12 protein-coding genes and 2 pseudogenes are annotated in these 12,640 nt (G+C 63.4%); 4 read left to right on the top strand and 10 right to left on the bottom strand.

The window, feature by feature from the left end:
- The first annotated feature begins 15 nt into the window (after nucleotides 1-15).
- On the top strand, nucleotides 16-987 hold the full coding sequence (locus WDJ60_RS09885; protein ID WP_340100220.1) for an ABC transporter substrate-binding protein: 972 nt from the start codon (nucleotides 16-18) through the stop codon (nucleotides 985-987).
- 50 nt (nucleotides 988-1,037) lie between these two features.
- Here WDJ60_RS09885 and WDJ60_RS09880 read toward each other — a convergent pair whose 3' ends face one another.
- The 7 genes and pseudogenes from WDJ60_RS09880 to WDJ60_RS09850 form a co-directional block, all read right to left on the bottom strand.
- Nucleotides 1,038-1,166, bottom strand: coding sequence for a hypothetical protein (locus tag WDJ60_RS09880; RefSeq protein ID WP_340100219.1), 129 nt, complete (start codon nucleotides 1,164-1,166; stop codon nucleotides 1,038-1,040).
- Between the two features lie 297 nt (nucleotides 1,167-1,463).
- Complete coding sequence (locus WDJ60_RS09875) at nucleotides 1,464-1,925, bottom strand: (2Fe-2S)-binding protein (RefSeq protein ID WP_340100218.1); 462 nt, start codon at nucleotides 1,923-1,925, stop codon at nucleotides 1,464-1,466.
- Complete coding sequence (locus tag WDJ60_RS09870) at nucleotides 1,922-2,800, bottom strand: FAD binding domain-containing protein (RefSeq protein ID WP_340100217.1); 879 nt, start codon at nucleotides 2,798-2,800, stop codon at nucleotides 1,922-1,924. The genes WDJ60_RS09875 and WDJ60_RS09870 overlap by 4 nt, the downstream gene beginning before the upstream one ends.
- On the bottom strand, nucleotides 2,797-5,049 hold the full coding sequence (locus WDJ60_RS09865) for a xanthine dehydrogenase family protein molybdopterin-binding subunit (protein WP_340100216.1): 2,253 nt from the start codon (nucleotides 5,047-5,049) through the stop codon (nucleotides 2,797-2,799). The genes WDJ60_RS09870 and WDJ60_RS09865 overlap by 4 nt, the downstream gene beginning before the upstream one ends.
- Nucleotides 5,050-5,094: 45 nt before the next feature.
- On the bottom strand, nucleotides 5,095-5,544 hold the full coding sequence (locus WDJ60_RS09860) for a CoxG family protein (protein ID WP_340100215.1): 450 nt from the start codon (nucleotides 5,542-5,544) through the stop codon (nucleotides 5,095-5,097).
- A gap of 357 nt (nucleotides 5,545-5,901) precedes the next feature.
- Nucleotides 5,902-6,201: pseudogene (locus tag WDJ60_RS09855) on the bottom strand (XdhC family protein); the annotation flags it as partial.
- An 85-nt stretch (nucleotides 6,202-6,286) separates the two neighbouring features.
- Nucleotides 6,287-6,943: an XdhC family protein gene (locus WDJ60_RS09850; RefSeq protein ID WP_340100213.1), complete on the bottom strand. Its 657-nt coding sequence runs from the start codon at nucleotides 6,941-6,943 to the stop codon at nucleotides 6,287-6,289.
- A gap of 117 nt (nucleotides 6,944-7,060) precedes the next feature.
- Here WDJ60_RS09850 and WDJ60_RS09845 point away from each other — a divergent pair.
- Together WDJ60_RS09845 and WDJ60_RS09840 are read left to right on the top strand one after the other, a co-directional pair.
- Nucleotides 7,061-7,159: pseudogene (locus WDJ60_RS09845) on the top strand (nucleotidyltransferase family protein); the annotation flags it as partial.
- 112 nt (nucleotides 7,160-7,271) lie between these two features.
- The gene (locus tag WDJ60_RS09840) at nucleotides 7,272-7,634 is read left to right on the top strand and encodes a nucleotidyltransferase family protein (RefSeq protein WP_340100425.1); all 363 of its coding nucleotides are present in this window, start codon (nucleotides 7,272-7,274) and stop codon (nucleotides 7,632-7,634) included.
- 69 nt (nucleotides 7,635-7,703) lie between these two features.
- Here WDJ60_RS09840 and WDJ60_RS09835 read toward each other — a convergent pair whose 3' ends face one another.
- Genes WDJ60_RS09835 through WDJ60_RS09825 form a run of 3 tightly spaced genes read right to left on the bottom strand, consistent with a single transcriptional unit; the run spans nucleotide 7,704 to nucleotide 11,914 of the window.
- The gene (locus tag WDJ60_RS09835) at nucleotides 7,704-9,494 is read right to left on the bottom strand and encodes an ABC transporter permease (RefSeq protein WP_340100212.1); all 1,791 of its coding nucleotides are present in this window, start codon (nucleotides 9,492-9,494) and stop codon (nucleotides 7,704-7,706) included.
- Complete coding sequence (locus WDJ60_RS09830; protein ID WP_340100211.1) at nucleotides 9,491-10,639, bottom strand: ABC transporter ATP-binding protein; 1,149 nt, start codon at nucleotides 10,637-10,639, stop codon at nucleotides 9,491-9,493. Before WDJ60_RS09830 ends, WDJ60_RS09835 begins: the two co-directional genes overlap by 4 nt.
- A gap of 45 nt (nucleotides 10,640-10,684) precedes the next feature.
- A complete protein-coding gene (locus tag WDJ60_RS09825; RefSeq protein ID WP_340100210.1) occupies nucleotides 10,685-11,914 on the bottom strand; it encodes an ABC transporter substrate-binding protein in 1,230 nt (409 codons plus the stop codon).
- Nucleotides 11,915-12,064: 150 nt separating this feature from the next.
- Between WDJ60_RS09825 and WDJ60_RS09820 the strand changes: the two genes are divergently transcribed.
- Nucleotides 12,065-12,634, top strand: a complete 570-nt coding sequence (locus WDJ60_RS09820) for a hypothetical protein (RefSeq protein ID WP_340100209.1) — start codon at nucleotides 12,065-12,067, stop codon at nucleotides 12,632-12,634.
- Nucleotides 12,635-12,640 lie beyond the last annotated feature (6 nt).

The raw sequence follows: 12,640 nt of genomic DNA, 5'->3' as shown, positions 1-12,640 counted from the left end.
TGTGAGAGTCTCTCCATGACGCTTCAGCTCGCACTGGCCTGTCACGACTACGCCTGGACGCAACCGCTGTGGGACGGTCGCGTCGAACCCGAGGGCGTGAATCTGACGGCGGTCGACTACCCCAACCCGGTCCGGTTCTCCCGGATGGTCCGCAACCTCGAGTTCGACGCCTGTGAGATGTCGATGGGGACGTACCTCGCCTCGCGGGCGCGTGCCGAGGAGTTCCCGTTTACCGCAATCCCCGTCTTTCCCTTCCGGAAGTTCCGGCAGTCCTATATGTACAAACGCGAGGGTGCCGGCATCGAGTCCCCGGCGGACCTGGAAGGGCGACGCGTCGGCATCGTCAACTGGCAGACGACGACTGGCATCTGGCAGCGAGGTATCCTCGACGACTATCACGGCGTCGACACGACTGCAATCGACTGGGTCGCGGCCGGCACAGAGATAATCGATGTCGACATCCCGGACGCCTACAACGTTGAGTACCTCGATGTCCAGGACAACACCATCTGGGTCCTCCAGGAGAAACTCGAAGACGGCGACATCGACGGCATCTTCCACCCGGTCGACGCCGACGTGGCCGGTGGGACGCGGTTGTTTCCCGACGCCGAGGCCGTCGAACAGCAGTTCTACCGGGACAGGTCCGTGTTCCCGATTATGCACGCCATCGTCCTGAAAGACAGCGTAATCGAGGACCACCCCTGGGTCGTCCAGAAACTCTACGACGCCTTCGAGCGGGCCAAAGCGGTCGGTCTGGAGGTGCTTGACCGCCCACGCGAACTCCCCCTTGTGTGGGCCGATATCTACGCCGACACACAGCGGGAGATTCTCGGTGACGACCCCTGGGAGTACGGACTCACCGAGAACAACGTCACGACCCTCGAGACGCTGGTCGAGTACGCACACGCCCAGGGCGTCGCCGCCGAGGAATACGATGTCGGGGACCTCTTTTACACCGAGACGCTCGATACCCCGTATTACGCCTGAGAACCAGTGTCGTGGGGACCGTCCGGGTCGGTCGCCGTACTCTCTTGCGGTCACCGCTGTCCGAGTTCGTAGAAGGTGACGCCGGCATAGCGCAACGCCAACACCACGAGCATCGTCAGGCCGACAAAAATCGTCGAGATGGCTGCGAGCACCTCGATGTTCGGGTCGTAGGTGTACATCTGGAACAGGCGGATGATCGTAGAGCTATGAGAAACATTCTGCACGCCCGCCGTCACTCCCCAATGTGATCAGGCTGGAGCAGGTACCTCACCGGGATCAGCCCCGACCAGTTCGACATCCAACATCTCCACGCGCCCGCCGGGGACAGCGCGGTTCAACTCAAGCGGATGGCCTGGTGGATCTGCTACCTATTATACGCTGAACAGGCGCAATACCACGCCTTCAGGCCGTGGATACGTCCCGTCAGCAGGGCAACAAACACTTTTGGACCGATTTGAGATGGCATGGATGGGGCCTCAGTCGCTCGTCCCGGCGGTCCGCTCGACAGCATCCAGAATTTTCTCGTACCCCGTACACCGGCAGACATTCCCGGACAGTGCTGCTCGGAGTTCCTCACGGTCTGCGTCGGGGTTGTCCCGCAGATACGAGAGCCCTGAGAGGACAAATCCGGGCGTGCAGTAGCCACACTGGATGGCGAAGGCTTCCTCAAACGCATCCTGAACCTCGCGGCCGAGACTACCGTCGTCGATGCCTTCTACCGTGGTGACCGACCGGCTGTTGACCTGTGCGGCCATGACCAGGCAGGATTTGACCGCCGCACCGTCAAGCAGGACCGTACAGGAGCCACACCGGCCACTGTCACAGCCAGTTTTGACGCTCTTGCGGTCGCACTCCTGGCGGAGTAGTTCGCGGAGCGGTCTGTCCGGCGGCGTTTCGACCGTCTGTTGTTCACCATCGAGTTCGAACGTGACGTTCATCGGTCACCTCTCGCTCGCTCGGTTGCGGTTGTAAGACTGCGCGCGACGAGCGTCGGAGCTAGGCCCCGCTTGTACTTGGCCGACCCCGAAAGGTCGTCCAGTGGGTCGATGTCCGCAGTCACTTCCTCGCTGGCCGCCTCAATTGCGTCCTCGGTCACCGGGTTGCCGACTAGTGTCGACTCGACGGCGGGCGACCGGACCGCGGTGTCGGCCACGGCAGTCAGGCCGACGCGCACGTCGGAGAAGGTGCCATCCGAGACTGTGACAAGGGTAGCGGCCCCCACTGTCGCCCACCCATCGTCAACAGCGGCGTGCTTCTCGTAGGCCGACCCGGACTGCTGGGGGCCGGGCAGGTTGAACGCGACCCCTTCTAGCAGTTCGTCGGGACCAAGGTCGGTGCGCATGTGGCCGACGAGAAACGCAGACAGCGGGAGTCTTCGGTGGTCTCCCTCGCTGGCAACCTGCACGTCGGCGTCAAGACAGAGCAACGGCGGCACGATGTCGAAGGCAGGGTCCGCGTGACAAAGCGCGCCGCCGATGGTCCCGACATTGCGCACTTGGCGGTCGGCGATACCGTTGCAGGCCTCCCCAAGCATCGTCACGCGGTCCGCAACCTCGTGGGCAGCAAGGTCCGCGTACGTTGTCGTCGCGCCGACTCTCGCTCTGCCGTCCCCCGTCGAGATACCTGACAGCTCCGGTAGGCGACTGATGTCCACCAGCGCGTCTGCTTGGACGAACCCCTGCCGAAAGATGAGCATGAGCGTCTGCCCGCCCGCCACGACCTTCACGGAGCCCTCCTCCCCCGCGAGTCGCTGGCAAGCGTCCGCAACCGACTCCGGGGCAAAGTAGTCGGGAGTGGTCCCCTCACCGCTCATTGCTCTCCCTCCTGGAGTGCGAGGAACACGTCCTCGTCGCGGACCGGCGCTGTCGTGAAGCGGACACCGACGGCGTCACGAATGGCGTTCGTGATGGCGGGCGCAACCGGCGGAATCGAGGGAGTGCCGACGCCCTTCGCGCCGAACGGCCCGGATTGTTCGTTGGTCTCGACGATTTCACAGGCCAACCGGTCGGGCATCTCCGCGGGCGAACTGACGGGGTAGTCGGCCAGGTTCGCGTTTTCCGGGATGCCCTCCGAGAGTTGCAATTCCGAGAGCGTGGCGAACTCGATGCCGTGCTGGATGGCTCCCTCCAGCTGGCCCTCGACCATTGTCGGGTTGATGGCGTAGCCTACGTCCTGAGCCGCCACGTAGACCGTCACATCAGTCTTCCCGGTCTCAGTATCGACGGCTACCTCCGCGAAATGGACGCCGTAGCCCGTCACGGCTGTGTTGGTCTCGACCCGTCCGGTCGCCGCAATCGGGTCTTCCACCAGCGTTTCGAGGGCGACCGCGTCGCCGTCGGGTGCCTCAATCCGGTCCCCTGCGATGGTCAGGTCTCTGGCCGCCGCGTCAAGGTGGAACGCAGCCCGCGAGCGGAGTTCGCTGGTCAGGTCCTCGGCGGCCCGCTGGACCGCACTGCCGATGAGATACGTCGTCCTGTTGGCGATGGAGCCATACTTGTCCTCGATATCGGCGGCAGGGTCGTACCCCTCGACATTCACGTGGTCGAAGTCAATGCCGGTCTGGGCAGCCGCAATTTGTGCCAATGTCGTCTCCGCGCCCTGCCCGATATCGATTGCGCCGGTCCGGGCGACCAGCGACCCATCCGCGTCGAGGACGAGTTTCGCCTCGGAATAGTCGGTGTTCTTGTCGTTCGCTGGTGTCGAGATCTGCCCGCCAGCGGCGACCCCGTATCCGTAGACGACCCCGCTATCCCCACCGTTTGGCTCCGAGCGGATGTCGGCGAACGTCTCCTTGCCCCGGGTAAGACACTCATGCAGCCCTGGATTCGCTACCGGGCCGCCCGAGACGGGATGGTCCTCCCCCTCTTCGACCCAGTTACTACGGCGGAACTCCACGGGTTCGAACCCGGCCTGCCGGGCGAGTTCATCGAGATGCGATTCCAGCGCCCACGTCACCTGCGTGACGCCGATACCACGGTACTCGCCGGCCGGCGTGTTGTTCGTGAACGCCGAAACGCCCTCGAAACGGTAGTTCTCCACGTCGTACAGTTCGACGGGACGGTTCTGACAGCTACTCAGAACGATGTGGCCGACCCCGTTCGGGTAGGGGCCAGTGTCGGCAGCCACGTCGACAACCAGCGTCGTCAGATCCCCGTCTGCGGTCGCGCCGGCGGTCACGTCAATGACCGTCAGGTGTCGGGAGTCGCCAGCGGTAAAATCCACCTCGCGGTCGAAGGCTAGCCTAACCGGGCGGCCGGTCTCGCGGGCCAGCACGGCGGCAACTGGTTCGAGCGTGAGTTTTACCAGCGATCGGCCCCCAAAACTCGACCCAGCGGTCGGCGGGCGCTCGATTTCGACTTCGCAGTCCGGAAACAGACGTTCGAGCGTTTTCTCGGCGTGCCCGCGGTTGCCCATCGTAGCGGTGACTCTGAGGGTGTCGTCTTCCCACTCCGCGAGACAGCAGTGGCAGTCGAGGTTGCAGTGGTTCGTGCGGGGCGTCCGATAGGTCGCCTCGTGGACGTGGTCGGCTTCGACGAGTCCGGCCTCTGCATCGCCGAAGTCGGCGCTGTGGTAGTCGTCGACGTTCTGGACGTATCCGGTGCCTTCGGTGAATCGAGGGTGGCGGTGCGCGTGGCTGAACTCGGGGTGCGCCTGAACGAGCGGCGCGTCCTCGCGGACCGCCTCGCGCGGGTCGTGGACCGATTCGAGGGAATCGAGGTCGTACTCGATTGCCGACAATGCCGTGTCGACGGCCTCGCGAGACTCCGCGGCAACCGCCGCGATGACGTCCCCGTAGTGACGTACCCGGTCGCCGTAGCCCTCAGGCAGGTCAGCGCGCGTGACGACCGCCGACACGCCGTCGACGGCAGCGGCCCTTTCGGTCTCGACAGATTCGACGCGGGCGTGGGACTGCTGTGACCGGACCACGCCGGCGTGTAGCATATCCTCTCGTTCTATGTCTGTCCCGTACCGGGCAGTCCCCCGAACCTTCCGCCGGGCGTCCTTCCGGGGGGCGCTCTGCCCAACCGACCACCCGCCGTCGCTATGCTCCCGGTTGCTCATGGTAGGCCCTCCTGTCGCTTTGGTTGCTCTGTGTGACACTCCCTGTCATTGACTCTCGGTGATATATTCGACGAGGTTGTCGAAATAGGTGTCGACATTTGCCTTCACTTGGCGCTTGAGAATCCGCGAGCCGAGCGTCGCGAGTTTGCCAGTGAAGGTGATGTCGACGGCGTAGTCCATGACCAGTTCGTCGCCGTCTTCCATCAGGTGCACCTCCACGTCAGCGTCCATCCGGCTCCCTGTTCTGGAGTCGGATCCAGTACCGGAAAACGTCAGCCGCTCGGGTTGGTCCATATCCAGAATTTCGACCTCGCCCTCCATCGAGACGGTGATGCCGGCGACGGACTGCTGAATTAAACCCTCGTACTTGCGCTCGGAAACCCGTGTCACTTCCTGAGCGCCCATGATGCACGAAGTCAGTACCTCCGGGTCGGTGATGGGGTCCCACGCCTCCGCCCTATTCGCGGGAATAGTCGCGCTCCCCTCGTACTCCATGAGGCGGAGATTGGGCCGCCCGCTTTAGAAAACCTCCGGACGTCCCATACCCTCCGGTTCGACGTGCCCCTCGTGGAGCGGTGCTGTCCACGCATAGTCGTGACAAGCTAACGTGAGGTCTATCGCAGTATCCCAACGCGGGTACCTCCCCCGTCAGTTGACAGTACCGGTCCGGGCCGTGACACAAGAAGCGACCCCATCCGGGTGTCAGTCCGACCGGTCGTGAATCGGCCCGGTGCGGTCGCGGAGATGTCCCGGGGTCCGGTCGTTGTGGACCGCCAACACCTCGCTGGCGATGCTGATACTGTCGGACGTAAGCCTTTCAAGAATTTCGCCACCCCGGGGTGGCCAATATCTTTACGAAGTTACGTCCAACAGTATGAGCGCAATTTGCCCGGGGGCGCCCCCACCGAGGTTCAGGCCCACGGGCGCGTAGATGCGGTCGCAGTCGGCCACATCCAGTGAGCGGCAGCCCTCCTCAATGGCGTCGAGCAGGTTCTCGACGCGACCTGTCGAAGCCACGATGCTGATGTACGGGGTCGGCGAGTCGAGAAGCGACTCCAAGGTCAACCGGTCATCGACAAAGTTGTGCGTCATCAGGACAGTGTAGGTTTCGGGCCCGAGATCGACGGTGTCCAACAGGTCTGCCGGTGAGGTCGAGACGACCTCCGCGGCTTGGGGTCGGCCTTGCCACCGCGGAAGCCAGCGACGGAGACCGAAAAGCCCGCTTGCAGGCCGGTTCTCACGACCGGTGGGGCGTCGTTGCCGGTACCGACCACGAGCAAGCGGGGCGGCGGTGCGATACCGTCCGCGAAGACGCGGACCGAATCCGTCGGTCCGTCACAGTGACTGTCTTGCCACGGCCGGACGAGGCGAGGCGTTCAGCCACCTCCCGGACACCGTCGACCAGCCAGCCGGGGCACTCCCCGCGGGTCGTGACCACGCCGTCGCCCTCGCGGTAGCAGGCACGGTCGCCCAGCGTCACCTCGGCCTCACCGTCGATGACCGTCAGAAGCGCACACGGCTGACGCTCCTCATGCGCCGAAAGCGTCGAGCGAAGGCTCTTGTCAAGCGGTTCCAGCAGGATTTCGACAGTGCCGTCGCACCCGATTCCGAGTCCGCAACCGTCGTCGGTCCGGAGGTCGAAGGTCTCCAATCGCGGTGTGCCCTCCTCAAAGACCGACCCGGCCAGGCGCTTCACCTCGTTTTCGAGGTATCCGGCCGTGATTGCACCGGTCCCGTCGCAGTCCTCCGGTACGACGAGTTTCGCTCCCGGCCGGCGACAGGCACTCCCCTCCACGTCACCGAGTGTTGCGAGTACGGCGCGCCGCTCCGACGCGAGAAGGTCCCGCGCTCTGTTGAGTACTGCCGTCTCTGGCTGACTCCACTCACGTTCCATCCCTCGTCCAGGCTACGCGACGCGACGAACATATAAATCGTGCATCGCCGTTACGTCGAATATGTCCGAACTGCCGGTCGAGATGCCGCCGGAGGAACCGGTTGAGGGGACGAACAGATCGTCGGAATCCTCCTGGCGGCGGGACGGAGTACTCGCTTCGGGGACGCCAACAAACTCCTCGCAGAGGTACGCGAAGAGTTTGTCGTCACCCGTGCTGCGTTGACGCTGTGCGCGGCCGACCTCTCCGCGGTCGTAGCAATCCTCGGCTTCGAGAGCGGGCGCATTCCGAAGGCGCTTCCCGACGGCATAGCGACAGTCGAACTCGACTCTGCGGAGGGGGTCCGGGATTTTTGCTTCTGTCGCCGCCGGTATCCGGGCAGCACGAGACCGCGACGCAGACGCGGCGGTGTTTGCACTCGGCGATATGCCCTGGGCCAGGCCCGGCAGCGTCGAGGCCCTCACGGCCGCTTACCGAGACGGGGCAGGCACCGCGCTCGCTGTCGCATGCGACGGCAAGCGTGGCAACCCCGTTCTATTCGATGGGAGTCACTTCGACGCGCTGCTAGCTCTAGAGGGTGACGTAGGCGGGCGACCCGTGCTCCTTGATGCGGACGAAGGGACTCTGGTCGAAACGAGCGACCCCGGCGTCCGGCGGGATGTCGACCGTTTTGGCGACATCGGGGAAGAATAAATTGCAACGGTCCGTATGAGGGCCAGTGCTGTGGGGGCCGTCCGGGCCGGTCGATATTCTCTCTTGCGGTCACCGCCGTCCGAGTTCGTAGAAGGTGATGCCGGCATAGCGCAACGCCAGCACCACGAGCATCGTCAGGCCGACAAAAATCGTCGAGATGGCTGCGAGCACCTCGATGTTCGGGTCGTAGGTGTACATCTGGAACAGGCGGATGGGGATGACGACGGTGTCGGCAGTGTAGGTCATCGCGGGAATCGAGAGCAACTGGAAGACGTTGACAGCGAGGAAGAACCAGATGACGACGGCGGTATTCCGGAACAGCGGCAGGAAGATACTGCGCATCTGCTGGAGCCAGGTGGCCCCGGAGACGCGGGCGACCTCTTCGAGTTCCGAGTGAATCTGGACGACGTTGCCGATGGCGATTCGTGACGTGACGGGGATGAACACGACGACACAGCCGACGATGATGATGCCGAGCGTGCCATAGAGACTGAACACCGGGGCGACGTTGCCGACCCACAGGAACGTAAAGAGGATGCCACTCCCCAGGATGATTCCCGGGACGGCAAGTGGGCTCAACGAGAGGAAGTCGACGACGCCACGGAAGCGTGCCGTCGTGCGCTCGGTATAATAGGACAGTCCGACGACCAGTACCGTTCCCAGGCTGGCCCCACCAACCGCGACGAGGACGCTGTTCGTAAACGCCTGCCGGACCTGGGCGTCCGTGACTGCCGTGACGTAGTGTTCGAGCGTCAGCGCCGAGAGCTCGAGGCCACCAGTCCAGTTGGCGTGTACAGACGCCAGGGCCAGCACTGCGACCGGCACAATCCAGACGAACCCGAGCACCGCCCAGAGAGCGAGTGCGGCGGGCCAGCGCCACTTCCCGAGGTCCCACGTCCGTCTCTGTCCACGCTGTCCCGTAAGCGTCATGTAATCTTCTTTTCGGCTGGTGACGCTCCGGTAGTACCACACCAGCACGAACATGACGACGAGCAGGCTACAGGCCAGCGCCGCCGCCTCGCCGTAGGCTGGGCTGGCCAAAAATTCCCCTTCACGTCGTATCCCGATGCGAATCGCCTCGTGGATTTTCGTCGAGTAGACGTCGAATCCGCCCCGTATCCCGAGAATCGCGACGACTGAAAACTCCCCAAGCCCGTACAGGAACACCACGACCGCTCCCGAGAGGAGTGCAGGCTTTATCAGCGGGACGGTGATAGAGCGCACCGTGCCACGGATGTTCGCGCCGTGGACGCGGCTGACCTCTTCCAGGGTCGGGTCCATGTCCTGGAGTGCCGGGACGATGAGCAGGTAAAACGTCGGGATGATTGTCACACCGATTACGAACCCGACTCCCCAGGGTTCGGTCATCGCGAGCGGTATCCCGGCCCCGACTGTCCGCGCCAGCACCGACGAGACGAGTCCGCTGTCGGGGGCGTACGTGGTGAGGTACATGAACGCGTAGATGTACCCCGGGACCGCGTGTCCGGAGAGCAACACGAGCTCCAGTGCCCCTTTCGTGGGGAGGTTCGTGCGAACGAACAGCCACGCGAACGCTAGCCCGGACGCCGTGCTGGTCAGCGTCGCCACGACGGCGATGATCAGCGAGTTCAGAAACAGCTCCCTGACGTCGAACAGGTCCCCGGTGTAGACGGCACGGAAGTTCCCGAGCGTGAACTCGGCTCCGGACTGGCCGGGAAACCCGGACCAGACGCTCGTCCACAGCAGAAAGACGAGCGGGACGACGACGAGGACGGTCACCGTGAGCACAATGGACACAAGTACGAGCCACTTGCTGTCGTAGTTGGTGAGTCTGCCGAGGGTGCTTTTGAGACTACCGATAGGCCCCCCACGTGCGCTCATCTGTCAGACTCGTACACCTGGAGTCGCTCGGGCTGGAACCGGAGCCTGACGCTGTCACCCCGGTCGAACTCCCTGCTGGGGTTGGTGTGGACGACCAGTTCGACGTCTGCGTTCTCACATTTGACCGACACCTCGTAGTGCTCGCCGAGGAGCCCCTCGGCCACGACGCTGCCGCCGACCTCGACGTGGCCGTTCGCCGGTTCCCTGGCCGGGTCCAGCGTAATATCATCTGGACGGAGGAAACACGTCACGTCGTCCGTCTCGTTCCCGTTGGCGACGTAGTCGGCGGTCTCAAGTGGGAACTCGACCAGGTCGGAGTGGACGATGGCCTCGCTGTCGTGGTGGATGGTTCCGGAAAAGCAGTTGCGGACGCCGATGAACTGACGCGTGAACGGGGACTTGGGTCGCTCGTAGAGCTGTCTTGGGGTGCCACACTCGACGAGGCCGCCGTCGTTCATCACGAGGACGCGGTCGGCGAGATAGAAGGCCTCCTCCTGGCTGTGCGTGACATAGAGCATGCTGACGCCGAGTTCGTGCTGGATGCGCTGGAGTTCGTAGCGCATCTGCTTGCGGAGCTCTTTGTCGAGATTCGAGAGGGGTTCGTCGAGCAGGAGGAGGTTAGGGTCGTGGACGAGCGACCGCGCGAGGGCGGTTCGCTGTTGCTGGCCGCCACTGAGGTCGGTGGCGGGGTTGTCGACGAGGTCGCCGATCTCCATCAACTCGAGCATCTCCCGGACGCGCCGGTCGTATTCGTCGGCTGGAACGTCGTGGTCGGCGTGTTCCAGCGGGAAGACGACATTCTCGTAGACGCTCTTGTGGGGCCAGATGGCGTAGCTCTGGTAGACCATGCCGACGTCGCGTCGTTCGGGCGGGGCGTCGTGGCCGTCGCCGAACACGAGGTCGCCGTCGATGTGTATCCGGCCGTCGTCGGGGGTCTCGACGCCAGCAATACATCGCAGGGTGGTGGTCTTGCCACAGCCAGAGGGGCCCAGCAGGGCGACGATCTCGTCGCTCCCGACCGTCAGGTCGATGTCGGAGAGGCAAAACTCCTCGCCGAATTGCTTGCACAGGCCCCGGACGGTCAGCTGCGTGTCGGCGTCCGGTTCGGTCCCGTTCCGTCTGGCGCTGGATTGGCTAATTGTCATCGGTGACGTGGTGTCTGTTCCGTGGCGGGGCGTGAGCGAGCACATTCAGGTGTCGAACTTCTCTTCCTCTAGGGCGGTCTGTGTGATGGTGGTGTACTGTGCGGTGTCGTAGAACCCGATCTTTTCGCTGTCGATTTCGATTCGCCTCCGACTGTAGGGGTTGGTTTCGACGTCGGAGTAATCGAGGTCCAGCCGGACCGGCACCTGGGTGTACACCTCGCCCAGTATGCGCTTCTGGACGGGTTCTTCGAGCACTGCGCTGACGAAAAAGCGCGCGACGCCAGGGTTTGGCGCGTTCTTGTTGATGAACAGCGGTCCGCCCGAGGCCGGCCACATGCCGCCACTCGGGAACGCTGCACCCAGTGCCGGCGAGTCCGTGATGAACGCCTCGACAGTGTTGGGGAAGTTGTACAGCATCATCGCGGCGTTGCCGTTGGCGATCTCCCGCGTCGCGCTCGTGTGCGAGCTTGCGGTCTTGAATTCGACGTTCTCGCGGAGGGCATCCATCCACTCCATCTCGCCCATGTCCGTCTCGTTGGCTCCCTTGCTGATTGCCCACCCCGCGTACGTGCGGACTACGTAGCCCGGGACGAGCATCGTCATCCCCTCGTATTGATCATCGAGGAGGTCGCCGTACTCTTCGGGCACGTCCGCGCCCTGATCGTCGAAGATGTCCTTGTTGTACGGGAAGGTGATTTTCGTCCCGCCGTTGAACCCGGGCACCATAAACGGCAGGAGGTGCCAGTCCTCGAGGACGTCCTTGAACCAGAAGTTCTCGTCGACCCCCATTTCGAAGTACTCGCTCGCGACGTCGTTGGCGGCCTCCTCGCCATCTTCCATCCCCGTGTTCTTGATCTCGTCTTGCACGTTACTGACGCTGCTGAGTACGTCGACCTGTTCGTTGTTGGCCTCCCGTTCCTGAATGAACCGCTGGGAGACTGTGCCGCCGTCGCTGGCGACGACGTCTGCCCCGAGGCTTGTCCCGAACTCGTCGTTGATTACGTCCACGAGGTCGTACCACTGCTGGTCGTCGCCGGTGCCAGCGTAGATTGTGATGGTCTCGTCGCCGTCTATCTCCTCGAGTAGACCGTCGGTCGTCCACGCCTCGTCGGTCGAGGGGTTGTCCGGCTCCGACCCGCCGCCGGAACAGCCGGCGAATGTCCCGACTGACAGTGCCGCCCCGGTCGCGACAAACGCTCTGCGGGAGAGTCCGCTCGCGTGGTCACGTCCCGATTCGGGTGGACCGGATTCTGCGGCTCGGTCTTCGGTTGACATACTATGTGGGTCCCCACGGGTGAATTTTAATCCTTCGGTATATTTCACGAATTTTACTTCCAATATAAAGACTATTAACGTGATAGACTTAACAGAGGGGTAGGATAGTAACGTGAAGATTCTTGTCTGTCCAGATATAATGGGTGGATGATGCAGGATCCCTCCGAGAAAGACCTCGACCCGCTCGCGTCGCTGGTTTTCATCAGGTCGGTCCACAACGAGCTCCGTGAGTACGACGGGATGCGCGTCGGCCAGTCCAGACCCTGTCCCGGCTGTGACTCGACAGACCTGCGAAAGAACGGCTACCAGCGGGCGTCGAAGACATTCGCCCGTCTGGTCACCGAGGAAGGGTTCGAGGAGGTCGGTCTGGAGGTCCAGCAATACGAGTGTCGGGCGTGTGGGCGGTCGTTCCAGGGGGACCTCTCCGAGCACTTCTACGAGGGCTGTGAGTACGCAAAGCCAATCGTAGACCTCTGTCGGTTACACGCCCAGACACACTCTTATAACGCCTGTGAACGCCTCCTCCAGCGACTCTACGGAATCCAGGTCGACCGCGACACGATCAAACGCTACGACGAGTTGTTCGACGACACGGTGGCCCGGGAGACGACCGTCATCGGCGGGGCGGAGGCGTCGCTACCGTTTCTTGCGTTTCTGTTCGGCGACGGAGACGCCGACGGCCCGCCGTTCGTGTTCACGAGCCACTCGGCACTGTGGTGAGCGGGT

This window comes from Salinibaculum salinum, from assembly GCF_037645885.1.
GTDB classification, from domain to species: domain Archaea; phylum Halobacteriota; class Halobacteria; order Halobacteriales; family Haloarculaceae; genus Salinibaculum; species Salinibaculum salinum.
Note: the sequence above shows the minus strand (reverse complement) of the source record. Positions and strands in the feature narration are given on the sequence as shown.

What these genes read in the sequence shown, in the direction of transcription:
- WDJ60_RS09885 (WP_340100220.1), top strand. Translation starts at nt 16, where the DNA reads ATGACGCTTCAGCTCGCACTGGCCTGTCACGACTACGCCTGGACGCAA.
- WDJ60_RS09880 (WP_340100219.1), bottom strand. Translation starts at nt 1,166, where the DNA reads ATGTACACCTACGACCCGAACATCGAGGTGCTCGCAGCCATCTCGACG.
- WDJ60_RS09875 (WP_340100218.1), bottom strand. Translation starts at nt 1,925, where the DNA reads ATGAACGTCACGTTCGAACTCGATGGTGAACAACAGACGGTCGAAACG.
- WDJ60_RS09870 (WP_340100217.1), bottom strand. Translation starts at nt 2,800, where the DNA reads ATGAGCGGTGAGGGGACCACTCCCGACTACTTTGCCCCGGAGTCGGTT.
- WDJ60_RS09865 (WP_340100216.1), bottom strand. Translation starts at nt 5,049, where the DNA reads ATGAGCAACCGGGAGCATAGCGACGGCGGGTGGTCGGTTGGGCAGAGC.
- WDJ60_RS09860 (WP_340100215.1), bottom strand. Translation starts at nt 5,544, where the DNA reads ATGGAGTACGAGGGGAGCGCGACTATTCCCGCGAATAGGGCGGAGGCG.
- WDJ60_RS09850 (WP_340100213.1), bottom strand. Translation starts at nt 6,943, where the DNA reads ATGGAACGTGAGTGGAGTCAGCCAGAGACGGCAGTACTCAACAGAGCG.
- WDJ60_RS09835 (WP_340100212.1), bottom strand. Translation starts at nt 9,494, where the DNA reads ATGAGCGCACGTGGGGGGCCTATCGGTAGTCTCAAAAGCACCCTCGGC.
- WDJ60_RS09830 (WP_340100211.1), bottom strand. Translation starts at nt 10,639, where the DNA reads ATGACAATTAGCCAATCCAGCGCCAGACGGAACGGGACCGAACCGGAC.
- WDJ60_RS09825 (WP_340100210.1), bottom strand. Translation starts at nt 11,914, where the DNA reads ATGTCAACCGAAGACCGAGCCGCAGAATCCGGTCCACCCGAATCGGGA.
- WDJ60_RS09820 (WP_340100209.1), top strand. Translation starts at nt 12,065, where the DNA reads ATGCAGGATCCCTCCGAGAAAGACCTCGACCCGCTCGCGTCGCTGGTT.